The sequence below is a fragment of the Microbacterium paludicola genome (assembly GCF_015235415.1).
Taxonomy (GTDB): domain Bacteria; phylum Actinomycetota; class Actinomycetes; order Actinomycetales; family Microbacteriaceae; genus Microbacterium; species Microbacterium paludicola.
In genome coordinates, this window is the sequence record NZ_JADGLL010000001.1 from 83,063 (window position 1) to 107,123 (window position 24,061).

Here is a 24,061-nt window from a genome sequence, read left to right on the forward strand (position 1 = left end):
AGGCGGGCGCGGATCGCGACGGCGGCGGGCGGACAGGATCAGCCCGCGGCGGCGGCTTCGGCCGCGGGGACGGGCAGGAGCAGGTCGAGGCGGGCCACCTCGCCGATCACGATGACGGCGGGGTTGCGGATGCCGACCGACCGGGCATCGGCGACGGCCGTGGCGAGCGTCGTGTGCGTCGTCCGCTGCTGCGGCGTATGACCGCTCTCGACGATGGCGACGGGACGGGATGCGGGCGCGCCCGCGTCCAGCGCCGCGTCGACGATCCGTGCGAGGCCTGCGACGCCCATCAGCACCACGGTCGTCACCGCGTCGTCCGCGAGCGCGGCGAGCGTGGCGGGGGTGAGATCTCCCTGGCCGTTGACCATGTGCATCGCGCCGGACACGCCGCGGTGCGTGACCGGGATGCCCGCGGCCTGCGGCACGGACACGGCCGACGTGGGGCCCGGCACGACCTCGACGGGCACGCCGGCCTCGAGGCACGCGGTGACCTCCTCGCCGCCGCGGCCGAAGACGAACGGATCGCCGCCCTTCAGCCGCACGACACGGCGGCCGGCCTGGGCATGGGCGACGATGAGCGCGTTGATCTCGTGCTGGGGCACCGGGTGGTGGCCGGGGCGCTTGCCGACGTCGACGACCTCGACGTCGGGATCCAGCTCGGCGAGGACGTCGACCGGACCGAGCCGGTCGGCGATGACGACATCCGCCTCCGCGATCAGTCGCCGGGCCCGCACGGTCATCAGGTCGACGGGGCCGGGGCCGCCGCCGACGAGGGCGACGCGCCCGCGGGCCGACTCCCTGACGCGGCGGACGGGGAGGGCGCCGCGATCGAGCAGGGCGGCGATGGCGTTGCGGACTCGTGCCGCGCGCCGGGGGTCGACGCCCGCGTCGGACGACACGGCGACGACGACGTCGCCCGAACGCGTCTCGGCCGTCAGTCGCGCGGAACCGTGGGCGCCGTCGGACGCGTTCACGCAGAAGGTGCGGGCGCTCTCGCACCACGCGGCGACGTCCGCGTCGATGCGCGGATCACCGGTGGCAGTGTGCACGAGCCAGGCCGCGGAGACGTCCTCCTCCCGCACCGACCGGGCGATCCAGGTGAGACCGTGCTGCTCGACGAGCTCCGTCGTCTCCGCGCCCAGAGCGGGAGCGACGATCCGGATGACGGCGCCCTCTTCGATCAGGCGCGGGATCCGGCGCGCGGCCACGGACCCGCCGCCGACGAAGAGCACATCGCGGCCGGCGAGCGAAACGCCGAGCATCGTCGTCATCGCCTCTCCTCCCATTTGACGAGCACATCGCCGTCGCGAACCGCGACCGGCCAGACGGGGATGTCGAGCGGATCCTTGCCCTGGGTCTCCACCACCATTCCGGTGCGGAGGTCCCACGCCTGCTTGTGCAGGGGTGAGGCGATCGTGGGCACTTCCTCGCGCGACTCTTCGTTGCCAGAGTCTGACAGCGCCGTGTTTCCTGACGGCTGTGGCGTGTTACCAAGTGATTTCGTCCCGACGATGCCACGAGACAGGACGTTCGCGTGCCCGTAGGGGTCATAATTCGACACGGCGCGCACCGTGCCGTCCGCGAGCAGGAACAGCGCGATCTGCGTGTCGCGGCCCAGCAGGGCAGCGCGGCCGCGCTCCACCTCCAGGTCGGTGACGCGGCACACGCGCACCCATCCGCGCGGCGCCGCCGTGGTCTCCGCGGCGGGCGCAGTCTGCTCGGCGATGGTCATCGGCGCACCTCCAGGGTCGTTCCGGCGATCAGGACGGCGCCGCTCTCGCGCTCCTCGGGGAACGCGGGTCGCACCTGGCCGCGCTCGGCGACGTAGGCGAGCGACGGATCCGGGGTGTCGGGGGCGTTCACGAACGACGCGAAGCGCTTGAGCTTCTCCGGGTCGCGCAGCGTCGCCGCCCACTCGTCCTCGTAGTCCTCGACGTGGCGCGCCATCTGGGTGTCCAGGTCGGCGCAGATCCCGAGGCTGTCTTCGAAGATCACGCGGCGCAGCTCTTCGATGCCGCCCTCGAGCTCCTCGAACCACGGGGCCGTGCGCTGCAGGCGGTCGGCCGTGCGGATGTAGTACATGAAGAACCGGTCGATCGCGGTGATGAGCGCGTCGTCGTCGAGCCCCTCGGCCAGCAGCTGTGCGTGGCGGGGTGTGAACCCGCCGTTGCCGCCGACGTACATGTTCCAGCCGTTCTCGGTGGCGACGACGCCGACGTCCTTGCCGCGGGCCTCGGCGCACTCGCGCGCGCAGCCCGAGACGCCGAGCTTGAACTTGTGCGGGGCGCGCAGGCCGCGGTAGCGCAGTTCGAGCTTCACGGCCATGCCGACCGAGTCGAGCACGCCGTACCGGCACCACGTCGAGCCCACGCACGACTTCACCGTGCGCAGCGACTTGCCGTACGCGTGTCCCGACTCGAAGCCGGCATCCACCAGGCGCTGCCAGATGAGCGGCAGCTGCTCGAGCCGCGCGCCGAACATGTCGACGCGCTGTCCGCCCGTGATCTTCGTGTAGAGGCCGAAGTCCTTCGCGATCTGGCCGACGGCGATCAGCCCCTCCGGCGTGACCTCGCCGCCGGGCATGCGCGGCACGACCGAGTACGAGCCGTCCTTCTGCAGGTTGGCCATGACGTGGTCGTTCGTGTCCTGCAGCGTGGCGTTCTCGCCCTCGAGCACGTGGGATCCGACCAGGCCAGACAGGATGCTCGCGATCGCCGGCTTGCAGATGTCGCAGCCGCGGCCGTGGCCGAAGCGCTCGATGATCGCGCTGAAGGTCGTGAGCTCCGACACGCGGATGGCGTCGAACAGCTGCCGGCGCGACATGTCGAAGTGCTCGCACATCGCGTTGCTGACCGTCTGCCCGAGCTTCGTCAGCTCCTTGCCGACGATCTTCTTCACCATGGTGAAGCACGAGCCGCAGGTCGCCCCGGCCTTCGTGCACGCCTTGACCGCGGTGGCGTCGGCGCAGCCGTCCTCGTGGACCGCGCCGCGGATCCGGCCCGCCGTGACGGAGGAGCAGGAGCAGACGATCGCCTCGTCCGGCAGGTCTCCCGTGGGCGCCTCGACGCCATCGGCGGGCATCAGGTACGCGGCAGGGTCGGCGCCGAGGGCGCTTCCGACGAGCGGACGCAGCGAGCCGTAGGCGGAGGCGTCGCCGACCAGGATGCCGCCGAGCAGCGTCTTCGCGTCATCCGACAGCACGAGCTTCTTGTAGACCCCGGACACCGGATCCGCGTAGACGACGTCGAGCGCGCCGGGCGTCGTGGCGAACGCGTCGCCGAAGCTCGCGACGTCGACGCCGGAGAGCTTCAGCTTCGTCGAGTCGTCGTACCCGGGGAACGCGGCGGCACCGCCCACCAGACGATCGGCGGCCACCTCGGCCATCGCGTAGCCCGGCGCGACGAGACCGACCGTGCGGCCCTCGTAGGCGGCGACCTCGCCGATCGCCAGGATGTGCGGGTCGCTGGTCGCGCAGGCCGCGTCGATCTCGACGCCGCCGTACGGACCGATCGCGAGACCCGCCTCGCGGCCGATCTCGTCGCGGGGCCGCACGCCGACCGTGAACACCACGACGTCGGTGCGGGCGTACGAGCCGTCGCGGAACTCCAGCCCGGTGACGTGGCCCGACCGATCCTGATCCAGGCGCGTCGTGCGGCTCTCGGTGCGCACGGCGATGCCCTTCGCCTCGATGAGCCGGCGCAGGGTGCTGCCTCCGGCGAGGTCGAGCTGGGCCGACATCAGCCGGTCGGACGACTGCACGACGGTCGCGTCGACGCCGAGCCCCTGTAGCGCTCCCGCGGCCTCGAGGCCCAGCAGGCCGCCGCCGATCACGGTGCCGACGAGCGGGCGCCCGAGCTGCGCGGAACGGGCCGACACGAACTCGCGCAGCCCGGCGACGTCATCCAGCGTGCGGTAGACGAACGTGCCGGGCAGGTCGGCGCCATCCACCCCGGGACGCGCCGCATACGACCCCGTGGCGAGCACGAGCGTGTCGTACGGGATGACGTTGCGCGAGCGCGTCGTGACAGTTCGGGCCCCGCGGTCGATCCGGATGACCGGGTCGCCCCCGACGAACGAGACGCGCTCATCCTGCAGCGGTGCCGGCTCGAGTGTGAGGTCGTCGGGGGAGGAGCCGGAGAAGAACGCGGTGAGCCCGACGCGGTCGTACGGCCGGCGGCCCTCCTCGCCGAGCACCGTGATGTCGACGTCGCCGGCCCGGCTCAGCAGGCTCTCGACGAAGCGGTGCGCCACCATGCCGGCGCCCACGACGACGATGCGACGGGGTGAATCAGTCGAGGCGGTCATCTCGCTCCTGCCGGTGGGGGATCACGGGTGGTGATGGATTCCCACGGTAGGAACGGCGTGTTTCGCGGCGGCGCGGCGTTCGATTACCCCGATCGAACGATTCCCTCACGACCGGCACGGGGCCGGTGTGAGGTCGTCGGTCAGAGGCCGGTGCGGTCGGTCAGGACGATCGGGCCGTCGGCCGTGATCGCGATGGTGTGCTCGGAGTGCGCACCGCGCGAGCCGTCGGCGCTGCGCAGCGTCCAGCCATCCGGGTCCGTGACGAGCTCGTCGGTGGTCTGCAGGAACCACGGCTCGATGGCGACCACGAGGCCCGGCTTCAGCGGGAATCCGCGCCCCGGACGCCCATTGTTGGCGATGTGCGGGTCGCCGTGCATCTCGCGGCCGACGCCGTGACCGCCGAAATCGGTGTTGATGCTGAGCCCCTCGGCGTGGGCGACCGCCGCGATGGCCGCGGAGATGTCGCCCGTGCGGTTGCCCACGGTCGCCGCCTCGATCGCCGCCGCGAGCGCGCGCTCGGTCGTGTCGATCAGCGCGAGGTCCTCGTCGCGCGGCGTGCCGACCACGAAGGACACCGCCGAGTCGGCCACCCAGCCGTTCAGGGAGACCGCGAAGTCAAGCGTCACGAGATCGCCGTCGCGCAGGTCGTAGTCGTGGGGGAGCCCATGCAGGACGGCGTCGTTCACCGAGGTGCAGATCACCTTGCCGAACGGGCTGGCGCCGAAGGACGGGTGGTAGTCGATGTAGCACGACTCGGCGCCGGCCTTGCGGATCATGTCGTGCGCGCGACGGTCGATGGCCAGCAGGTTCGTGCCGACCTTGGTGTCCTCGCGCAGCGTCGCGAGGGTCTCCGCGACGAACCGGCCGACGGGCCGCATCTGCTCGATCTCGGCCGGGGTGCGCAGTTCGATCATGAGAGTCCTCTCGCTCGAGAACCATTCTCGCCGATAGGCGGCTGTGTCTTCCCTATGGGGCGACCTGCACGCAGCGGTGACGACGGGCCGGCGCCGTACCATCGCGGTATGGCGCTTCGACGCATCTTCTCCCGCTGGCTCTGGCCCGCCGCCTTCGTGCTGCCCCTGTGGGTGCTCGTCGGCTGGGGGATCTCGGGCGCCGGCGGATGGGCGTTCCTCTGGGTGCTGTTCATCGCGCTGCCCTCCGTGTTCTTCGCCCAGATCGCCCTGACGCTGCTGAACCGCGCGCGGCCGTCGGTGCGCCGCACCGGCGCGGTGTCCTGGCTCGACGTCGCGGGGTTCGGGGTGTGGCACATCCTGACGATCGCCGTCGGCCTGTTCAACCCGACGTGGTTCGGGCTGACCCTCGCCCTCGCGATCGTCGCCGTGCTCGGCCTGCTGTGGCTCCAGCTCTGGCAGCTGCGCCGCGAGGCGGCCCTCACGCGGACCGCACCCGCGACCGGCGTGATCATCGTGAACGAGCGCGGATCGCTCTGACCCCGGGGCCCCGGGCTCACTGGTTTGGCCGCGGCTTCCGCGCGTGCCATAATGGATCCTTGTGCCGTGACCGGTGCAGCTGTTGCTGCGCCCGTTTCGCCGCTCTGCCCCAGGGGAGCCGAGGGTCGTCAGACCTCACAGCACACGCAGACCAATCCTTGACTCAAACGCGGCCGACCTGTGGCGGCCGCAGGAAGTGATCCGACATGCACATCCTCGATGCCGTCGACGCCGCCTCGCTGCGCTCCGACATCCCCGCCTTCGCCCCCGGTGACACCGTCAAGGTGCACGTGAACATCATCGAGGGCAACCGCTCGCGTATCCAGGTGTTCCAGGGCGTCGTCATCGCCCGCCAGGGCGACGGCGTGCGCGAGACCTTCACGGTCCGCAAGATCAGCTTCCAGGTCGGCGTGGAGCGCACCTTCCCGGTGCACTCGCCGGTCATCGACCACATCGAGGTCGTGACCCGCGGTGACGTCCGCCGCGCCAAGCTGTACTACCTGCGCAACCTGCGCGGCAAGAAGGCGAAGATCAAGGAGAAGCGCGGCTGAGCCCAGCGCCTCTTCGAACGAAGCCCCGCGACCACGTGGTCGCGGGGCTTCGTCGTTTCCTGGCAACGCACCTCGGGAACGCCTGCGGATCGTCCCGAACGTCGGCACGCCGTGCGCCCGTCCCGCGCGGATATGCGACGCTGGATCGAGCGCACCGGGACCGGCGCGCGAGCTGTCGAAGGAACCCATGAGCACCGATCCCACCGCGTCCGCGGCACCCCTCTACCGTCGCGACCGGCGCCAGGCCGAGCAGACGGCCGCGGAGCAGCGCAGGAGCCGCGGATGGATGGGATTCCTCCGCGACGTCGTGGTGATCGTGGTCATCGCCGTGCTCGTGTCCTTCCTCGTGAAGACCTTCGTCGTGCGGTCGTTCTTCATCCCGTCCGCCTCGATGGAGGACACGCTGATCATCGACGACCGCATCCTGGTCGACGAGCTGACGCCGAACTGGACGGGGTACTCGCGCGGCGACGTGGTGGTCTTCCGCGATCCCGGTGGCTGGCTCGACCCCGTTCCGGAGACCGAGCGCACGCCCATCGCCGCCGGCGTCGAATGGGTGCTGAGCCTTGTGGGCCTGTCGGCCTCGGATTCGGATGACCACCTCGTCAAGCGGATCATCGGCATGCCCGGCGACCACGTCGTGTGCTGCAACGCCCTCGGCCAGGTGTCGGTGAACGACGTGCCCGTCGACGAGCTCGGCTACCTGAAGCTGCCCGCGGGCGACCGGCAGGCCTCGAACATCGAGTTCGACGTCACCGTGCCGGAGGGCTCGCTCTGGGTGATGGGCGACAACCGCGACAGCTCGAAGGACTCGCGCTACAACCGCGAGCAGCCCGGCAACGGATTTGTGCCGCTCGACCACGTTGTCGGCAAGGTCTTCCTGCGGACGTGGCCCTTCGACCGCTTCGGCGGGATCGACGGCCACCACGAGGTGTTCTCGGGCGTCCCCCGGATCGAGGAGGGCGAGGGCTGATGGCCGTCGCCGTCCCCACCCTCTCGCTCGAGCGCCGGCTGCTGCGCGAGACGCCGCTGGTGTTCGCGTGCGACGAGGTGGGGCGCGGCGCGCTGGCGGGTCCCGTAGCCGTCGGAGCATCGGTGGTCGACGCGGCATCCGCGCGCCGTCGCGTGCCCATGGGCCTTCGCGACTCGAAGCTCGTTCCCGAACCCCGCCGCGCCGAGGTCGCCGAGCGCGCCGCCGGCTGGGTGCTGGCGAGCGCCGTCGGCTGGGCCGAGTCGGAGGAGATCGACGAGATCGGCATCATCCGCGCCCTCGGGCTCGCGGCGGTGCGCGCCCTCGCCGCGCTCGAGGAGCTCGGCTATGCGCCGGCGACCGGCATCGTGCTGCTCGACGGCAACCACGACTACATCAACCCGGTCGCGGCATCCCGCCTGACGGTGAGGCCGGTCGTCAAGGCCGACCGCGACTGCGCGTCGGCCTCGGCGGCATCGGTGATCGCGAAGGTCGCGCGCGATGCGCGCATGGTGACGCTGCACGACGATCACCCGGCGTACGAGTGGCACAGCAACAAGGGCTACGCGAGCCCGACCCATCGCGCGGCGATCCGCGAGCACGGGCTCAGCGTTCACCATCGCCGCTCCTGGGCGATCGCTGACGCGCCGACCCTGTTCTAGCGTCGGTCGCCGAGCCGCGTCACTTGCCGTCGAGCGACAGCTCTCCTCCGGTCGTTGAGCGAGGGAGCGCCAGCGACCGAGTCGAAACGAGGTGACGTCCTCGCGGCGACGAGTCCCTCGAGCAGCGGCCGCCGCGCGTCACTTGCCGTCGAGCGACAGCTCGTCGGGAAGCTGGAAGTCGCGGCGCGAGAGCTCCTCGATGTTCACGTCCTTGAACGTGAGCACGCGCACGGACTTCACGAACCGGTCGGCGCGGTAGATGTCCCACACCCAGACGTCCGTCATCGTGAGCTCGAAGTAGAAGTCGTGCTCGGTGTCGTGACGAACGACGCTGACGTCGTTGGCGAGGTAGAAGCGCCGCTCCGTCTCGATCACGTATTGGAACTGCGAGACGACGTCGCGGTACTCGCGATACAGCGCCAGCTCGAGTTCGCGGTCGTAATCGTCGAAGACCTCGTCATCCATGGTGACTCCATCCTATGTCCGTCGCGGGGCCCCGCCTCTCGTCCCCAGGGACCCGGGCGTCAGTCACGCAGGGGCGACCCGACCACGTCGAACCGGAAGCCGCCGAAGTCTCCGGACAGCAGCGGCCGGGCGGCCGCGATGGATGCCTGCACCTCCGGAAGAGTCAGCGAGGCGCGATGGGCCTCGGCGCTCTCCCACAGCTCGACGACGAACACGGCGTCGGGCTTGTCGTCGGAGACGCCGACCTCATACAGCAGGCAGCCGGCCTCGGCGAGCCGGTCGCTGCGCCTTGTCAGGATCGCGACGAGCTCGTCACGTCGGCCGTGCGCGGTTCCCAGGTGTCCGACGTTCGCGAAGGTCATGGCCGGAGGCTAGCGCGGACCGCGGACACCGGCTCGGAGAGTCGTCCACAAGTCCGGATCGCGCGGACCTTGTTCGAGATCGGGGCCAGACAGCGCTCGCGCGGCCATCGTGGCCACGACGCTCGGTGCATGGCACGCAAGGATGAGCTCGGCAGAGCCGGCGAGGACCGCGCGGCCGCGTACCTGAGCGACCGCGGCTACGAGATCCTCGCCCGCAACTGGCGCTGCGCCGACGGCGAGATCGACATCGTCGCCGCCCGCGGCGAGCGGATCGTGGCGGTCGAGGTGAAGACGCGCAGCGGCATCGGCTACGGCCATCCGTTCAGCGCCATCGATGATCGCAAGCTGAGCAGGATGTGGCGGCTCGCGCTGGCCTGGGCCGCGTCGCACCCTGATGTCGCGCGGCGCCGGCGCATCGGCGTGGACGCCATCGCGATCCTCGGCCGCGATCCGCGCAACGGCACGCTCGAGCACCTCGAGGGCCTGCGGTGAGGGTCTCGCGCACCTGGGCCGTGGCGCTGACCGGCCTGCGGGGAGAACTCGTCGAAGTCGAGGCCGACATCACCGCGCAGACGCCCGAGTTCAAGATCATCGGCCTCGGCGACAAGGCACTGGGGGAGGCACAGCGCCGCGTGATGAACGCGTGCGAGAACAGCGACATGCGACTGCCCGACCGCCGCGTGACCGTGAACCTCTCGCCGGCGGGGCTTCCGAAGCAGGGAACCGGTTTCGACGTCGCGATCGCCGTCGCCTCCCTCGCTATTGACGGCTTCGTGCTGCCGGAGTCGCTCGCCCGCACCGTCCACATCGGAGAGCTCGGCCTGGATGGCCGGCTGCGTCCGGTTCCCGGCGTGCTTCCCGCCGTTCACGCGGCGGCCGGTCGCGGCTTCGAGCGGTTCGTCGTGCCCCACGCGAACCTCGCCGAGGCCGAACTGGTTCCCGGCATCGAGGTGCTGGGGGCCGTCTCGCTCGCCCAGGTCGCACGCTGGCACGGCGCCGACGTCGAGGTGCCCGACCTCGAGCCGGTGCCCGGTGACGCCATCGCGGTCCGGCGTGCGGAGCCGCTCGATCTCGCGGAGATCGTCGGGCAGCCCGCGGCCGTGGAGGCGCTCATCGCCGCGGCGGCCGGCGGCCACCACCTGCTGATGTCCGGTCCGCCGGGCGCGGGCAAGACGATGCTCGCGCGGCGCCTTCCGGGCATCCTGCCGCCGCTCGACGACGAGGCGGCGCTCGAGGTCGCCTCGCTGCGATCTCTCGCCGGCGAGCGGATCGCCGCCCTGGACCGGACGCCGCCGTTCGAGGCGCCGCACCACTCGGCATCCATCGCCGCACTGGTGGGCGGCGGATCGCGCACCGCGCGACCGGGCGCCATCGCCAGGGCGAGCAGGGGAGTGCTCTTCGTCGACGAGGCCGCAGAGGCGCCCGCCGGCGTGCTCGATGCGCTGCGTCAACCCCTCGAGCAGGGCCGGATCGAGATCCACCGCGCGGGCTTCCGCGCCGAGTTCCCCGCGCGGTTCCAGCTGCTGCTCGCGACCAACCCCTGCCCCTGCGGCGAATACGGAGTGCGGGGCGGCACCTGCACGTGCGCCCCCAGCGTGGTGCGGCGCTACCTCGCCAAGCTGTCCGGTCCGCTGCTCGACCGCATCGACATCGACCTGCGACTGCAGCGGGTGTCATCGACGCGTCCCGACGATGCGCCGGTCGTGAGCACCGCGCAGGCGCGGACGCGCGTGAAGGCGGCGCGCGACCGCGCGGCAGCGCGGCTGCAGGGCACACCCTGGCGCGTCAACGCCGAGGTGCCGGGTGCCTGGCTGCGGCAGGGGCCTCGGGCGATCCGGCCCGAAACACGTCGGACGTTGGAGGCCGCGCTGCAGCGGGGCGCCATCACGCTCCGCGGCTACGACCGGATCCTGCGGCTCGCCTGGACTCTTGCCGACCTCGGCGGGCGCGACGAGCCCTCGGCCGTCGACGTGGGGCAGGCCCTGTTCCTGAAGAAAGGTGTCTCCTGATGACGACTCCGATGAGCGTGATGTCGGACCCCGGTCTGCGAAGAGCCGTGGAACGCGTGGCCTCCCCGCTCGGCGACCCTGAGCTGCTGACGGCCCGCCTCGCCTGGAGTGCGCTGGCGGAGCCGGGCGACAGCGTGAGCGGTCGGCTGGTGGCCGAATGCGGTCCGGTCGCGGCGCTGCGCCTCGTCGAGGACCTCGCGACCGGAGTGCCGACCCCCGAGATCCCGGGCGTGACGCCGCAGGAACTGACCACCTCGCTGCGGCGCTGGCAACCGCGACTCGATGCGCGCATGTTCGAGTCGCTCGCCGTCGTGGCCGTGAAGGCGGGGCTCGCCGTGCTCACGCCCGAGGGCCCGCTGTGGCCGGAGCGATTCGAGGATCTCGCCGAGCACGCACCGCTGGCGCTGTGGGTGCGCGGCGAGCCTGCGGCACTCGGCGGGCTCGACCGCTCCGCCGCCCTCGTCGGTGCGCGGGCGGCCACCCCATACGGCGAGCACGTGTCCGCGACCCTGGCGGGCGAGCTGGCGGAACAGGGCGTCGGCATCGTGTCCGGCGGCGCGTACGGTGTGGACGGCGCCGCCCACCGGGCGGCCCTGGGCGTTCAGGGCACGACGGTCGCCTTCGTGGCGGGTGGCGCAGATCGCGTGTATCCGGCGGCCCACGCGCACCTGTTCGCCCGTATCGCGGATGGCGGCGCTGTCATCGCGGAAGTGCCTCCGGGCGGCACGCCGACGAAGTGGCGCTTTCTCATGCGCAACCGCCTCATCGCCGCGGTGAGCGCCGCCACCGTCGTGGTCGAGGCCGGCTGGCGCAGCGGCTCGCTGAACACCGCGGGCCACGCGGCCGCGCTCGGGCGCCCGCTCGGCGCCGTGCCCGGCCCCGTGACGAGCGCGACATCGGAGGGATGCCATCGGCTGCTGCGCGAGTTCGACGCGACGTGCATCACGCGCGCATCGGATGTCCTCGAACTCGTCGGCGAGTGGGGCGTCGGCGACGACCGCACCGGCGCCGACCGCCCGCGCCCCGAGGCGATCCGGGTGCTGGACGCTCTCGCCGTGCGCGCGTGGCGCACGCTCGACGACATCGCCCGCCGCTCCGGCATGTCCCTCGCCGAGGTGCAGGCGGAGCTCGGTCTCCTCGAACTCGACGGCCGCATCGAATCGTCCCTCGACGGCTGGCGCCTCCATCGCTGACGGCAGTCGGCGCGGCGGGTCGGCGCGGCCGGGTGTCCCCGACGCGGGAAGCTTGAGTCATGCTGCTGACCCGCGCGACCGAGGCGTTCGCGGCGCACCTCGAGAAGGTGCGTCGGCTCTCGTCCGCGACCGTGCGGGCATACCGGAACGACCTGCACGGCCTTGTCGAGGTGACCGGCGACATCGACGTCCGCGAAGTCGACCTCGAGCACCTGCGCGGGTGGCAATGGCAGGCGACGCGACGAGGCGATGCCCGGTCGACACTGGCGCGCCGGACCTCCGCCGCCCGGGCCTTCTTCCGCTGGGCGCACGAGGAAGGGCTCGTCGCGGTCGACCCCAGCCTGCGCCTCGTCGCACCAAAGCGCGGGCGGACCCTTCCGCACGTCGCGACGGCCGACGCGCTCCGCGGCGTGCTCGAGCGCCTGGAGCTGCAGGCGCGGGACGGCGAGCCGCTCGTGCTGCGGGATCACGCGCTGCTCGAGCTGCTGTACGGCGCCGGCATCCGGGTCTCCGAGCTGGCCGGGCTGGACGTCGATGACGTGGATCTCGACCGTGGCACCGTCCGCGTGCTCGGCAAGGGATCGAAAGAGCGGGTCGTTCCATTCGGCGCTCCCGCCACCCGCGCGATCGCCGCCTACCTCACCCGCGCGCGTCCCGTCCTCGCGGCGCGTGCGACGGCATCCGGCCCCGCGCTGTTCCTCGGGGTGCGGGGCGGACGGGTCGGCCCCCGCGCGGTGTACGACGTCGTCACGCGCGAGGTCGGCCCCGCACTCGGCTCGAGCGCGGTCGGTCCGCACACGCTGCGCCACTCCGCGGCGACGCACCTGCTGGACGGCGGCGCAGACCTGCGCGCGGTGCAGGAGCTGCTCGGCCACGCGAGCCTCGGCACGACGCAGATCTACACGCACGTCTCGTCCGAGCGGCTCGCCGCCGCGTACAAGCTCGCCCACCCGCGCGCCTGAGCGCTAGCAGCAGGGAAGCAGCACGGCCCGGGGGATGCCGCCGAGCAGCAGGAGCGGGTTGATGTACTCCCCGTCGAGACGCACGCCGAAATGAAGGGAGCCCGGCGCCGAATGGCCGCCCGTCGCCACGGTGCCGACCACGTCGCCGCGCGCGACGGTGTCGCCGGGGGAGAGGTCCGAGCTGACCGGCTCGAGCGTCGTGACGAGCCCGCCGCCGTGGTCGATCGTGAGGAGCGGACGGTCGACGACCGTGCCCGAGAACGCCACGGTCCCGGAGGCGGGCGCGAGCGCGTCCGATCCGACCGCCGCCGCGACGTCGATCCCGCGGTGACCGGGCCCGTAAGCATGGGCGGGAGCGGCATAGGGCTCGACGACGCGCACGCCGCCCGGCACGGGCCAGATCCAGACCTCGGCCGTCTCGATGCGCGACTCCGGATCCGGCGCGGCCGCGGCCGCGGCGGGTACGGCGAGCAGGGTCACAGCCAGCGCCATCGCCGCCGCGATCCGCTTCACCTGACCGGTCATGCCTACAGCGTCCGGCACTCGTCACTGCGGGGCCGAGGTGTCCACAGCGGGACCGGCGCGAACGGCAGGATCCGCCGCTGTGGACGACACCGCGAACGACCGGTGAACGCGGCCGGCCACGGCGCGTCCGCGGGGTCCCGCCCTGATACACTTGAGGTCGCATCCCGTGTATCGGGATGACTCCGCGTGCCCACAGCGACAACGCATCTCCGGATGAACGTCGTGGCATCCACTCCCATCGGTCCCTCTTCGTGAGGGCGGGTGTGTGCCGGGCACCAGGCTCGCCGGTCGACCGACCGGCAGATCAAAACCGCAATCGGCATGTGCCGGACAAGGTCCGCACGCGCCCAGAATCAAGGAGAAGACCATGGCTGTGGTCACCATCCGCCAGCTGCTCGACAGCGGCGTGCACTTCGGACACCAGACCCGTCGGTGGAACCCGAAGGTCAAGCGCTTCATCCTCACGGAGCGCAGCGGCATCCACATCATCGACCTCCAGCAGTCGCTGACGTACATCGACAAGGCGTACGACTTCGTCAAGGAGACCGTCGCCCGTGGCGGCACCGTGCTGTTCGTCGGCACGAAGAAGCAGGCGCAGGAGGTGCTCGCCGAGCAGGCGACCCGCGTCGGCCAGCCCTACGTGAACGAGCGCTGGCTCGGTGGTCTGCTGACCAACTTCCAGACCGTGTCGAAGCGCCTCGCGCGCATGAAGGAGCTCGAGGAGCTCGACTTCAACGACCCGGCCGGCACCGGCTTCACCAAGAAGGAGCTGCTGCTCAAGAAGCGCGAGCTGGACAAGCTCCACAAGTCGCTCGGCGGCATCCGCAACCTCACGCGCACGCCCTCGGCCCTGTGGGTCGTCGACGCCAAGCGCGAGCACCTCGCGATCGACGAGGCGAAGAAGCTGGGCATCCCGGTCATCGGCATCCTCGACACGAACGTCGACCCCGACGACCTGCAGTACCCGATCCCGGGTAACGACGACGCCATCCGCTCGGTGGGCCTGCTGACGCGCATCATCGCCGACGCCGCCGCCGAGGGCCTGCAGCAGAAGCACAACCCCGAGGGTGACGCCGAGCCGCTGGCCGAGTGGGAGCGCGAGCTCCTCGAGACCCCGGCCGAGACCGAGGCGCCCGCCGCCGAGGCGACCAAGGCGCCCGCCGCGGAGGAGACCCCGGCCGCTGAGGCCGAGGTCGCCGAGGAGCCGGCCGCCGAGGCCGAGGCTCCCGCCGCCGAGACCACCGAGAAGTAAGTCGTCCGGATCCGACCGGATCCACCGAACCTGAGGAGCCAGCAACAAATGGCCAACTTCACCATCGCCGACATCAAGGCGCTGCGCGAGCAGCTCGGCACGGGCATGGTCGACACCAAGAAGGCGCTCGAGGAGGCCGACGGCGACGTCGAGAAGGCCACCGAGATCCTCCGTCTCAAGGGTGCGAAGGGCAACGCGAAGCGTGCCGACCGCTCCACGAGCGAGGGCCTCGTCGCCGCGCGCGAGGTCGACGGCAAGGTCACGCTGATCGAGCTCGCCTGCGAGACCGACTTCGTCGCCAAGAACGACCGTTTCATCGCGCTGGCCGACAAGGTGGCCGACGCGGCCGCCGCCGTCGCCGCCGACTCGGCCGAGGCCGCGCTTGCCGCCGCCGCGGGCGACAAGACGGTCGAGCAGCTGATCTCGGACGAGGCAGCCATCATCGGCGAGAAGGTCGAGCTGCGCCGCGTGCGCACGCTGTCCGGCGACGCCTTCCAGGTCTACCTCCACAAGACCAGCAAGGACCTGCCTCCGCAGGTCGGCGTGGCGGTCGCGTACACGGGCGGCGACGCCGAGACGGCTCGCAGCATCGCGCAGCACATCTCGTTCGCGAACCCGTCGTACCTGACGCGCGACGAGGTCCCCGAGGCCGAGGTCGAGAAGGAGCGTGCGGTCGTGACCGAGCTCACGCGCCAGGAGGGCAAGCCCGAGGCTGCCCTTCCGAAGATCGTCGAGGGTCGCATCAACGCCTACTTCAAGCAGGTCGCCCTGCTCGACCAGGCGTACGCCAAGGACGACAAGCAGTCCGTGAAGCAGGTGGCCGAGGCCGCCGGCATCACGATCACCGGCTTCGTCCGCTTCAAGGTCGGCGCGTAGCAGCGTCTCGAGGGGGCTCGGATCCATCCCGGATCCGGGCCCCCTTTCCGCGCGCGGCGGCGAACTCGCTGCGCGCTCCCTGCGGAGACCACCGCCACCGGTAGCGTAGGAACGCGACGAGAGGAACACACACGTGATCGATGAGAAGACCGGGCGCCGCCGCGTCCTGCTCAAGCTCTCCGGCGAGGCCTTCGGGGGCGGGCAGCTGGGTGTGAACCCGGATGTCGTCAGCCAGATCGCCCGTGAGATCGCCGAGGCGACCGATCGCGTGGAGATCGCCATCGTCGTCGGCGGCGGCAACTTCTTCCGCGGTGCCGAGCTGAGCCAGCGCGGGATGGACCGCGGACGCGCCGACTACATGGGAATGCTGGGCACGGTGATGAATGCGCTCGCCCTGCAGGACTTCCTCGAGCAGGCAGGGGCCGCCACCCGTGTGCAGTCGGCAATCGCCATGACGCAGGTCGCCGAGCCGTACATCCCGCGTCGCGCGCAGCGCCACATGGAGAAGGGCCGCGTTGTGATCTTCGGCGCCGGCGCCGGGCTTCCATACTTCTCGACTGACACCGTCGCCGCTCAGCGCGCGCTGGAGATCGGCGCGGACGAGGTTCTCGTCGCGAAGAACGGCGTCGACGGCGTCTACACGGCCGACCCGCGCACCGACCCGACGGCCACGAAGCTCGACACCGTGAGCTACGCCGACGCGCTCGTCCAGGGCCTGAAGGTCGTCGACTCGACCGCGTTCAGCCTCTGCATGGACAACCGGATCGACATGCGCGTGTTCGGCATGGAGCCGTCGGGCAACGTCACGCAGGCCCTCCTCGGCGCCGAGATCGGCACGCTGGTCACGGCCTGAGGCGGGCCCGCCGCTCCCAGAGCGCGCCCAGCGCGCACACTAAACTCTTCAAGTACCACCCCGACGAATGGAGTCACCGTGATCGCGGACGTCCTGGCCGAAGCCACTTCCCGCATGGATCGAGCCGTCGAGGCGGCGAAGGAGGACTTCTCCACTGTCCGCACCGGTCGCGCCAACCCCCAGCTGTTCCAGAAGGTCCTCGTCGACTACTACGGCACGCCCACGCCGCTGCAGCAGCTCGCGGCGCTCGCCAACCCGGAGGCGCGCACGCTGCTCGTGACGCCGTACGACAAGTCGGCGCTGAAGGCGATCGAGGACGCGATCCGCGAGATGCCGAACCTCGGGGCGAACCCGACCAACGACGGCAACCTGATCCGCATCACCATGCCCGAGCTGACCTCGGAGCGCCGCAAGGAGTTCGTGAAGCTCGTGCGCACCAAGGGCGAGGACGCGAAGGTGCGCATCCGCGGCATCCGCCGTCAGATCAAGGACGACCTCGACGCGCTGAAGGACGAGATCGGCGAGGACGACATCGCCCGCGGCGAGAAGGAGCTCGACGCCATCACGAAGGCGCACGTCGAGAAGATCGACGAGGCCCTCAAGCACAAAGAGGCAGAGCTTCTCGAGGTCTGATCCATGAGCGACGTTCCGGAGGCAGAGGGGGCGGCGGCCGACGCATCGCGCCGTCCCGCCGCGCCGCACGGCGCGGAGCAGCCGAGCCTCGTGACGCCGCCCGTCAGCGCGCCGCCCGAGGTGAAGCACGAGAGCCTTCCCGCGGCGTCGCGCGTGGATCACGCGGCCGAGCTGCAGGCGCGCATCCGCGCCGCCCGCAGCGAGTTCGAGATGCACGCGGCGCACGCCCGCGACCAGTTCGACGAGGCGAACGAGCGCATCAAGGCGCGCACCGGCCGCGATCTGCTCGTGGCGATCGCGATCGGCCTCGCGATCGGCGTGATCACGGTGTCGTCGCTGGTCTTCGTCAAGTGGACGTTCACGATCTTCGCGGCGGCGGCCGCCGTGCTCAGCGTCTTCGAGCTCTCCCGCGCGCTGCAGGCGGGCGGCCGTCGCATCGACCTGGTGCCGCAGCTCGCCGCCGTGGCGCTGCTGCTGGTCTCGGGCTACGCCGGTGACCTGTGGCTTCACTGGTCGATGCTGTTCGCGTCCATCGCGCTCGTGATCGTCTGGCGCCTGATGGCGCAGATGGCCGCGCAGGACGGCCGGGTGTACGCGGATGTGCTCGCCGACGTCGCCGTCGGCGCGTTCGTGACGCTGTACGTGCCGTTCCTTGCAAGCCTCGCGCTTGTGCTGCTGCGTGAGCCCGGCGGCGAGTGGTGGGTCCTGGCGTTCATCGCGGTGGTGGTCGTCGCGGACACGGGGGCGTACGCTGCGGGTCTCGCCTTCGGCCGCACGCCGATGGCGCCTCGGATCAGCCCGAACAAGACGTGGGAGGGCTTCGCCGGCGCGGTCCTCGCCTCGCTCGTCGCGGGCGCCCTGCTCGCGCACTTCATGCTCGGGCTGCCCTGGTGGAGCGGCCTCATCTTCGGTGCCGTCGTCATGGGCACCGCGACCGCTGGGGACCTCAGCGAGTCGATGGTCAAGCGCGATTTGGGGATCAAGGACATGAGCTCGTGGCTTCCTGGGCACGGGGGAGTGCTTGACCGTCTCGACAGCATCCTGCCGTCGGTGACGGCGGCGCTCATCCTGCACCACCTGCTGGCGCCGCTGGGCGCGTCGGGGGTCACCCCGTGAGCGGCGCGACGCAGCCGTTCCCGCTGGCGCAGGGTCGCGAGAAGGGGTACGACCGCGAGGCGGTCGACGAGTTCCTGGCGAAGGCGCGCGGCACGTTCGAGCAGGGCGCATCCGCCATCGACGCGCGCGCGGTCCGCGAGGTGGCGTTCCCTCTGCGCCGCGGCGGCTACCAGATCGCCGCGGTCGACGCGGCGCTGGGCCGGATCGAGGACGCCTTCGCGGCGCGTGAGCGTGAGCGCGCGATCGCCTCGGGCGGCGCCGAGGTCTGGGTCGAGCGGGCGCGCGCGGAGGCGCAGGTCATCCTCGACCGGATGAGCCGTCCCAAGGGCCGGCGCTTCGACCGCGTGTCCTGGCTCTCGTACGGCTACGCGCCCGACGAGGTGGATCTCGTCGCGGATCGGCTGACCCGCTATTTCGAGGCGGGGGAGCCGGTGACGGTCGAGCAGGTGCGTGCGGCCGCCTTCCGGCTGGTGCGCGGCGGCTACCGGGAGGAGCAGGTCGACGCGCTGCTCGACGCGGTGGTCGACGTGATGCTCGCGGTGCGCTGAGCGCATTTGTCACGAACTGATCACATTCGCGGTGGATTCCCCGGAAGGCCCGGGTTAGACTCGGGGAACTGTGACTTCCGCCTACGAGACCCGAACCCGGACGGCAACCCAGATCACGCGCCGTGATGCGCGCGCGCTGACGGCCCGTACCGCCGCCCCCGCGCAGACGCGCCTCAGCCGTCGCCGCGGGGTGCTCAGCGTCTTCGCGGGTGTCGCCGCGTTCGGCTTCCTCGCCGCGTATCTTGTGCCCACGACGGCCGCGCTTGCCGAGGGCGTCGCGACGTCCAGCTACGACACGGCGCAGGCCGACGCGCAGGTCTACGTCGCCGCGGCGAATCTGACGCCCGCCGGCAGCGTGCAGTACGGCTCGTACGAGGTCGAGCTCGCGCCTCAGGCCGATGGCGCACCGCACCCGAAGGCGCCTGTCGACGAGTGGGTCGCGTACGCCGAGAGCAAGGACATCTCGGTGCCCGAGGGCGCCACGCGCGACGAGGTCATCGCGCTCGTGGACAAGGCCGCCGAGGAGGCCGCGAAGGCCGCCGAGCAGCCCACCGTCGCCGCAGCCTCCGGCGGCGGGGCCCCCGCGGCCGCTGTCCAGGTGCCGTTCTACACGGGCGGCGGCTCGAAGGAGCAGTGGATGGCCGCTGCCGGCATCGCCCAGGGCGACTGGGGCTACGTCGACTACATCGTCTCGCGCGAGAGCGGCTGGAACCCGAATGCGACGAACGCGTCGTCGGGAGCCTGCGGTCTCGTCCAGGCGCTCCCGTGCAGCAAGGTGCCCGGCGGCGGCTACGACCCCGTCGCGAACCTGACGTGGGCCAACGGCTACGCGGTCGGCCGCTACGGCAGCTGGGCCAACGCGTACGCCTTCTGGACCTCCAACCACTGGTGGTAGGCCGCGCGCAATGCCACGCTCGCACCGTCGTCGCCGGGATGACCGCGACGACGACTCGCTCGACCGCCTGATCGCGGGATGGCGGCGCACCGAGACCCGGCGCGGCCGCGAGTACTCGGTGCAGCCGGTCTCCGGCGCCCGCACCGAGAAGAGCTACACGTGCCCCGGGTGCAGCCGTTCCATCGAGATCGGTGTCGCGCATGTCGTCGTGTGGCGGGAAGACGGCGTCATGGGCCCGGCCGCCGATCTCGCGGCGCGGCGCCACTGGCACACCCACTGCTGGAAGACGGACTGAGGGCCGCGGAGGGAGACACATGGAGATCCGCGGAGCCACGCTGCTGCCGGCACGGCGCGAAGACATCGAGCTTCACACAAGCGACGGCCTCAGCCTCGTCGGTGAGCTCTCGCTGCCGGCCGACAGGGAACCCGTCGCGACGCTCGTCACGCTGCATCCGCTGCCGACGCACGGCGGCTTCATGGACTCGCACATCATCCGCAAGGCCGCCGCGCGCCTGCCCGCCCTTGCGGACCTCGCCGTGCTGCGGTTCAACACGCGCGGCACGACGTCGCCACGCGGCACGAGCGACGGACAGTTCGGCGAGGGCGTCGCGGAGGAGGCCGATGTCGCCGCCGCCATGGCGTTCGTCGCGGAGCGCGGTCTGCCCGACCCCTGGCTCCTCGGCTGGTCGTTCGGCACCGAGCTGGCCCTGAAGTACGGGCGGCAGCACAACGTCCGAGGGACGATCCTGCTGTCGCCTCCGCTTCACCGCACGACGGATGATGAGCTCCGCGCGTGGGAGGGGGATCCGCGACCGCTCGTCGCGCTGATCCCGGATTTCGACGACTACCTGCGCCCCGCCGAGGCCGCCGAGCGCTTCTCGCTCATCCCGCACATCCGGCTGATCGATGTCGCCGAGGGCAAGCACCTCTGGGTCGGCGAGAAGCAGACGTATCGCGTGCTCAGCGAGATCGTGGGCGCGGTCAATCCCGACGCGCTGCCGCTGCCGATGTCCTATTAGCTCGCTTCGCTCGCGCGTCCCACGCACTCGGGGACCCGCTTCGCGGATTCTTGATTGCTCACGCCCCTCGGCCGCTTCGAGCACGGCTCCGCCGCGCCCTCGCGTCCTCGCACTGTCGCTGACGCTCCATTGGAGGCGTGAGGTGGCGGGCGTACGAACGCCCGCACGCTCGCTTCGCTCGCACGCCGGGACGGGCGTGAGGAGGTACTGCTAGCGCTCGTTCATGCGCGGGATGACCACCTGGCGGTAGATGATCAGGATGCTCGCCGCGACGGGGATCGCGATGAGCGCGCCCAGCAGGCCGAGCAGCGCGCCACCCGCGAGGGCGGAGACCACGACCACTCCGCCTGGCACCGACACGGCGCGGCTCATGATGCGCGGCGACAGCACGTACGCCTCGATCTGCATGTACACGAGGTAGTAGATGGCGGCGATGATCGCCGTGGTGGGGGAGCCGAGCCCCGGGATCAGGCACGTGAGCGCGATGATCGTCGAACCCGTGAGCGTTCCGACGAGCGGGATCATCGACCCGAGGAACGCGACGACCGCCAGGACCGCGGGGAACGGCGCGCGGATGATGTTCAGGAAGATCAGGCTCAGGACGCCGTTGATGAGCGCGAGGCTCACCTGCCCCATGACGTAGTAGCCGACCGAATCGGTGATCTGGTCGCCGAGCGAGACGAACGTCGGGCGCTTCGACGCGGGCGCGAGCTGATAGATCGAGCGCTTCAGCGACGGCGTCGACGCCGTGAAGTAGATCGTCAGGATCAGGATGATGAAGGCGCCGAACAGGCCGTTGACCACGCCGAACGTGACGCCGACGAGGCTCTCGCTGATGGTGTCGATGTTGCCGACGAGCCAGTCCTGGACCGTGGTGAACACCTGCGTGATGACGTCCTCCTGGAAGTACAGGAGCAGCCACGCTTGGAGGTCCTGCTGCCAGGTGCCGCGCTGGATGATCGCACTCACCGCGTTGATCAGCTCGCCGATCTGGCCCGCGAGCACGGGCAGGATGATGAGCACGATGCCTGCGAAGAGCCCCAGCACGGCGATGAGCGTGATCAGCACGGCGGCCCAGCGAGGCAGCCGACGACGCTCGAGCCACGAGACGACCGGGTCGAGGCCCAGCGCGATGAACAGCGCCGTTCCGACGTAGAGGAGGATCGTCGAGAGGGTCTGCAGGCTCTGCAGCAGCATGATGCCGAGACCGACGCCGAGGGTTGCCACCAATGCGACCCGGAACGGGTTGTGGATCTTCACGCAGTCTCCTCCGGGATCGTCCTCTGCGGACAGTGTCGTGAGGTCAGGATATGGGGCTCGGGCGACCGGTTCCGCGCGCGACCTGCTCCTGGGCGGTTTTCAGGACGCTTCGCTAGTCTGGAAAGTCGAGTGCCGAGATCCGCCGTACCGATGAGCGGGTCTGTTAGGAGTCGGATTCGTGCGTTTCGTCTGGGCGGTCATCGCCTTCGTGCTCGCGGCCGCGCTGATCGGCGCCGGAATCGCCCAGCGCACCGTGTTTCTGGGGCCGGACACGGCCACGATGCAGGTCGATGTCCAGGAGGATCAGCCGTACACGCTGATCGATGCGGAGGTGTTCCGCGCCCACTCCGGCACGCAGACGCTCAAGGTCGAGGGCTCCGAGCAGATCTACCTCGCGTACAGCCGCACCGCCGACCTGGAGGCCTGGCTGTCCGACGCGCCGTACACGCACGTGACGCTGGATGACGACGGCGAGGCCGTCGCCGAGTCGGTGCCCGCCGCGGAGCCCTCGTGGGAGGGCGACGTGTATCCGGGCCGCAACCCCGCGGGATCGGATCTGTGGCTCGAGGAGCGCACCGCCGAGGGGTCGCTCAGCACGCCGCTTCAGCTTCCCGAGGACGTCAGCGTCCTCCTCGCCTCCGACGGCCACGCACCGGCGCCGACAGACATCTCGATCGTCTGGCCGATCTCCAACGCGACGCCATGGGCCGGCCCGCTGATCGTCGCCGGCGCGCTGATCCTGCTGCTCGGGGTCATCCTGTGGGTCCTCGGGATCCGTCACGTCCGTCGCTCGCGCGGACCCCGCCGCAAGGGCAGCGTCCAGGCCGAGCCGCGGCGCCGCGCGCTCGGGGCGGGTCGCCGGCGCGGCGCGGTCGCGGCCGCGGAGCCGCGCAAGGAGCTGACCGCCGGGCCCGACGCCGCATCGAGCGACGAGGCCGCGGAGGGGGCCGACGCCGCCGACAACCCCGACGCGTCGTCGGATGCGCCGGAGAAGAACGGCGAAGACGAGGCGCCCGGTGGCAGCAGTCGCCGTGGCGGTCGGCGCGCCCTGCTCGCTGTACCCGTGTTCGGGCTGACGGCGGCGCTTCTCACCGGCTGCTCGCCCGACGCGTGGCCGCAGTTCGGCTCCACGCCCACGCCGACGCCCACCGAGACGGTCGTCGCACCGGAGAACCAGCAGGCTCCCGCGCTGACCGACGCGCAGGCGGTGCGGATCGCCGAGGACATCGCCGCGACCGTGGAGAAGGCGGATGCCGACCGCGATCTCGACCTCGCGAAGACCCGCCTCGACGGCATCGCCCTGACGATGCGCGAGGTCAACTACCGCATCCGCGGCGACGTCGAGGACTATCCCGCGCCGCTGCCGATCCCCGGCGACAGCGTGCGGATCATCCTGCCCCAGGCATTCGACGAGTGGCCCCGCTCGGCGATGCTCGTCGTCGAGGGCGAGGCGACGGCCGAGGGTGAGCAGGCCCCCCCGACGATCATGAACATCACGCAGGCGGACCCGTGGGCGAAGTACAAGGTGACGACCGTGGCGAGCCTCGAAGCGGCCGCGGAGCTCCCGAAGCTCGCGCCCTGGTGGCTCGGCGCGGCGCTGGTTCCGCCGGACTCGTCGTTCCTGGCGATCGCACCGGCCGAGCTTCCCGCCGCCTACGCGGACGTCCTGGCCCACGGCGAGAAGAGCAAGTTCGCACCGTTGTTCGACCTCGAGAGCGACAGCTTCCGGGTCGCGCTCGAGGACGCGCGCGCGGAGACGCTGTCGAAGTTCCGGGAGACCGGCGCGGAGACGGGCGAGATGACGTTCGAGCAGGGTGTGGGCCCGTCGGATCCGACGGCCCTCGCGACGCTCGAGAGCGGGGCCATCGTCGCGGTGACGGTGGACACGCGCATCGTGACGGCCCCGACAGATGAGGGCGTCGTCGTCAAGTTCCCTGGCAACAAGGGCGTGGTCGCGCTCGTCGGCGAGGAGACCTCATCCACCCCCGTCGTCGAGACCGCGACCAACCAGCTGTTCTTCGCGGTGCCGGCCCAGGGCTCGCCCGAGCAGATCCGACTGCTCGGCTACTCCTCGGGGCTGCGCACCGCGGAGATCCGCGAGGAATGATCCGAGACCGGTTGATCGTTGCATCGAACGGATCCGTCGAAAGGTGA

The 24,061-nt window shown here is 71.1% G+C and carries 26 protein-coding genes; 18 read left to right on the forward strand and 8 right to left on the reverse strand.

Annotated elements, in window-relative coordinates; translation table 11 throughout:
* Positions 1-38: 38 nt before the first annotated feature.
* From cobA to map, 4 genes are all read right to left on the reverse strand, one after another.
* The gene (cobA, locus tag IR155_RS00405; protein WP_135112049.1) at positions 39-1,271 is read right to left on the reverse strand and encodes a uroporphyrinogen-III C-methyltransferase; all 1,233 of its coding nucleotides are present in this window, start codon (positions 1,269-1,271) and stop codon (positions 39-41) included.
* Positions 1,268-1,732: a nitrite reductase (NAD(P)H) small subunit gene (locus tag IR155_RS00410; RefSeq protein ID WP_135112051.1), complete on the reverse strand. Its 465-nt coding sequence runs from the start codon at positions 1,730-1,732 to the stop codon at positions 1,268-1,270. The genes cobA and IR155_RS00410 overlap by 4 nt, the downstream gene beginning before the upstream one ends.
* The gene (nirB, locus tag IR155_RS00415) at positions 1,729-4,305 is read right to left on the reverse strand and encodes a nitrite reductase large subunit NirB (RefSeq protein ID WP_194210263.1); all 2,577 of its coding nucleotides are present in this window, start codon (positions 4,303-4,305) and stop codon (positions 1,729-1,731) included. The genes IR155_RS00410 and nirB overlap by 4 nt, the downstream gene beginning before the upstream one ends.
* Before the next feature lie 140 nt (positions 4,306-4,445).
* On the reverse strand, positions 4,446-5,219 hold the full coding sequence (gene map / locus IR155_RS00420) for a type I methionyl aminopeptidase (RefSeq protein ID WP_135112053.1): 774 nt from the start codon (positions 5,217-5,219) through the stop codon (positions 4,446-4,448).
* Between the two features lie 108 nt (positions 5,220-5,327).
* Between map and IR155_RS00425 the strand changes: the two genes are divergently transcribed.
* The 4 genes from IR155_RS00425 (at position 5,328) to IR155_RS00440 (ending at position 7,939) form a co-directional block, all read left to right on the forward strand.
* On the forward strand, positions 5,328-5,756 hold the full coding sequence (locus IR155_RS00425; protein ID WP_135112055.1) for an MFS transporter permease: 429 nt from the start codon (positions 5,328-5,330) through the stop codon (positions 5,754-5,756).
* A gap of 206 nt (positions 5,757-5,962) precedes the next feature.
* Positions 5,963-6,307: a 50S ribosomal protein L19 gene (gene rplS / locus IR155_RS00430; protein ID WP_135112056.1), complete on the forward strand. Its 345-nt coding sequence runs from the start codon at positions 5,963-5,965 to the stop codon at positions 6,305-6,307.
* A gap of 286 nt (positions 6,308-6,593) precedes the next feature.
* Positions 6,594-7,280, forward strand: a complete 687-nt coding sequence (gene lepB / locus IR155_RS00435) for a signal peptidase I (protein WP_228066478.1) — start codon at positions 6,594-6,596, stop codon at positions 7,278-7,280.
* On the forward strand, positions 7,280-7,939 hold the full coding sequence (locus IR155_RS00440) for a ribonuclease HII (RefSeq protein ID WP_135112060.1): 660 nt from the start codon (positions 7,280-7,282) through the stop codon (positions 7,937-7,939). The genes lepB and IR155_RS00440 overlap by 1 nt, the downstream gene beginning before the upstream one ends.
* A 138-nt stretch (positions 7,940-8,077) precedes the next feature.
* Here the strand turns inward: IR155_RS00440 and IR155_RS00445 are convergent, their stop codons facing one another.
* Positions 8,078-8,404, reverse strand: a complete 327-nt coding sequence (locus IR155_RS00445) for a DUF2469 domain-containing protein (RefSeq protein WP_135112062.1) — start codon at positions 8,402-8,404, stop codon at positions 8,078-8,080.
* Positions 8,405-8,463: 59 nt separating this feature from the next.
* Positions 8,464-8,766 (reverse strand): putative quinol monooxygenase, encoded by a 303-nt coding sequence (locus IR155_RS00450; protein WP_135112064.1) that lies wholly within the window; start codon positions 8,764-8,766, stop codon positions 8,464-8,466.
* A gap of 129 nt (positions 8,767-8,895) precedes the next feature.
* On the opposite strand from IR155_RS00450, the gene IR155_RS00455 reads away from it, so the two are divergent.
* Genes IR155_RS00455 through IR155_RS00470 form a run of 4 tightly spaced genes read left to right on the forward strand, consistent with a single transcriptional unit; the run spans position 8,896 to position 12,930 of the window.
* Positions 8,896-9,258 carry a YraN family protein gene (locus IR155_RS00455; protein ID WP_135112066.1) on the forward strand — a complete coding sequence of 121 codons (363 nt, stop codon included), beginning with the start codon at positions 8,896-8,898 and terminating at the stop codon, positions 9,256-9,258.
* Positions 9,255-10,775 (forward strand): YifB family Mg chelatase-like AAA ATPase, encoded by a 1,521-nt coding sequence (locus tag IR155_RS00460; RefSeq protein WP_135112068.1) that lies wholly within the window; start codon positions 9,255-9,257, stop codon positions 10,773-10,775. The genes IR155_RS00455 and IR155_RS00460 overlap by 4 nt, the downstream gene beginning before the upstream one ends.
* Positions 10,775-11,968, forward strand: a complete 1,194-nt coding sequence (gene dprA / locus IR155_RS00465; protein ID WP_228066450.1) for a DNA-processing protein DprA — start codon at positions 10,775-10,777, stop codon at positions 11,966-11,968. Before IR155_RS00460 ends, dprA begins: the two co-directional genes overlap by 1 nt.
* A 59-nt stretch (positions 11,969-12,027) precedes the next feature.
* A complete protein-coding gene (locus IR155_RS00470) occupies positions 12,028-12,930 on the forward strand; it encodes a tyrosine recombinase XerC (protein WP_135112070.1) in 903 nt (300 codons plus the stop codon).
* Between the two features lie 3 nt (positions 12,931-12,933).
* On the opposite strand, the gene IR155_RS00475 is transcribed toward IR155_RS00470, so the two are convergent.
* Positions 12,934-13,455 (reverse strand): murein hydrolase activator EnvC family protein, encoded by a 522-nt coding sequence (locus tag IR155_RS00475; RefSeq protein WP_228066451.1) that lies wholly within the window; start codon positions 13,453-13,455, stop codon positions 12,934-12,936.
* Between the two features lie 367 nt (positions 13,456-13,822).
* On the opposite strand from IR155_RS00475, the gene rpsB reads away from it, so the two are divergent.
* From rpsB to IR155_RS00520, 9 genes are all read left to right on the forward strand, one after another.
* Positions 13,823-14,707 carry a 30S ribosomal protein S2 gene (rpsB, locus tag IR155_RS00480; protein ID WP_135112072.1) on the forward strand — a complete coding sequence of 295 codons (885 nt, stop codon included), beginning with the start codon at positions 13,823-13,825 and terminating at the stop codon, positions 14,705-14,707.
* A gap of 48 nt (positions 14,708-14,755) precedes the next feature.
* Positions 14,756-15,583 (forward strand): translation elongation factor Ts, encoded by an 828-nt coding sequence (gene tsf / locus IR155_RS00485; RefSeq protein ID WP_135112074.1) that lies wholly within the window; start codon positions 14,756-14,758, stop codon positions 15,581-15,583.
* Positions 15,584-15,716: 133 nt separating this feature from the next.
* Positions 15,717-16,436 carry a UMP kinase gene (gene pyrH, locus IR155_RS00490; RefSeq protein ID WP_135112076.1) on the forward strand — a complete coding sequence of 240 codons (720 nt, stop codon included), beginning with the start codon at positions 15,717-15,719 and terminating at the stop codon, positions 16,434-16,436.
* A gap of 78 nt (positions 16,437-16,514) precedes the next feature.
* Entirely contained in the window at positions 16,515-17,069 is a 555-nt protein-coding gene (gene frr / locus IR155_RS00495) for a ribosome recycling factor (RefSeq protein WP_135112078.1), read from the forward strand.
* A gap of 3 nt (positions 17,070-17,072) precedes the next feature.
* Entirely contained in the window at positions 17,073-18,185 is a 1,113-nt protein-coding gene (locus IR155_RS00500; protein ID WP_135112080.1) for a phosphatidate cytidylyltransferase, read from the forward strand.
* A complete protein-coding gene (locus IR155_RS00505) occupies positions 18,182-18,733 on the forward strand; it encodes a DivIVA domain-containing protein (protein WP_135112082.1) in 552 nt (183 codons plus the stop codon). Before IR155_RS00500 ends, IR155_RS00505 begins: the two co-directional genes overlap by 4 nt.
* Positions 18,734-18,803: 70 nt before the next feature.
* Complete coding sequence (locus IR155_RS15830) at positions 18,804-19,628, forward strand: aggregation-promoting factor C-terminal-like domain-containing protein (protein WP_233441045.1); 825 nt, start codon at positions 18,804-18,806, stop codon at positions 19,626-19,628.
* Positions 19,629-19,638: 10 nt separating this feature from the next.
* Positions 19,639-19,923 carry a hypothetical protein gene (locus IR155_RS00515; RefSeq protein WP_135112084.1) on the forward strand — a complete coding sequence of 95 codons (285 nt, stop codon included), beginning with the start codon at positions 19,639-19,641 and terminating at the stop codon, positions 19,921-19,923.
* 19 nt (positions 19,924-19,942) lie between these two features.
* A complete protein-coding gene (locus IR155_RS00520) occupies positions 19,943-20,647 on the forward strand; it encodes an alpha/beta hydrolase (RefSeq protein ID WP_135112086.1) in 705 nt (234 codons plus the stop codon).
* Between the two features lie 210 nt (positions 20,648-20,857).
* Here IR155_RS00520 and IR155_RS00525 read toward each other — a convergent pair whose 3' ends face one another.
* Positions 20,858-21,907 carry an AI-2E family transporter gene (locus tag IR155_RS00525; protein ID WP_135112088.1) on the reverse strand — a complete coding sequence of 350 codons (1,050 nt, stop codon included), beginning with the start codon at positions 21,905-21,907 and terminating at the stop codon, positions 20,858-20,860.
* A 178-nt stretch (positions 21,908-22,085) separates the two neighbouring features.
* Here IR155_RS00525 and IR155_RS00530 point away from each other — a divergent pair, with 178 nt between their 5' ends.
* Positions 22,086-24,014, forward strand: coding sequence for a glycosyl transferase (locus IR155_RS00530; RefSeq protein ID WP_135112090.1), 1,929 nt, complete (start codon positions 22,086-22,088; stop codon positions 24,012-24,014).
* Positions 24,015-24,061 lie beyond the last annotated feature (47 nt).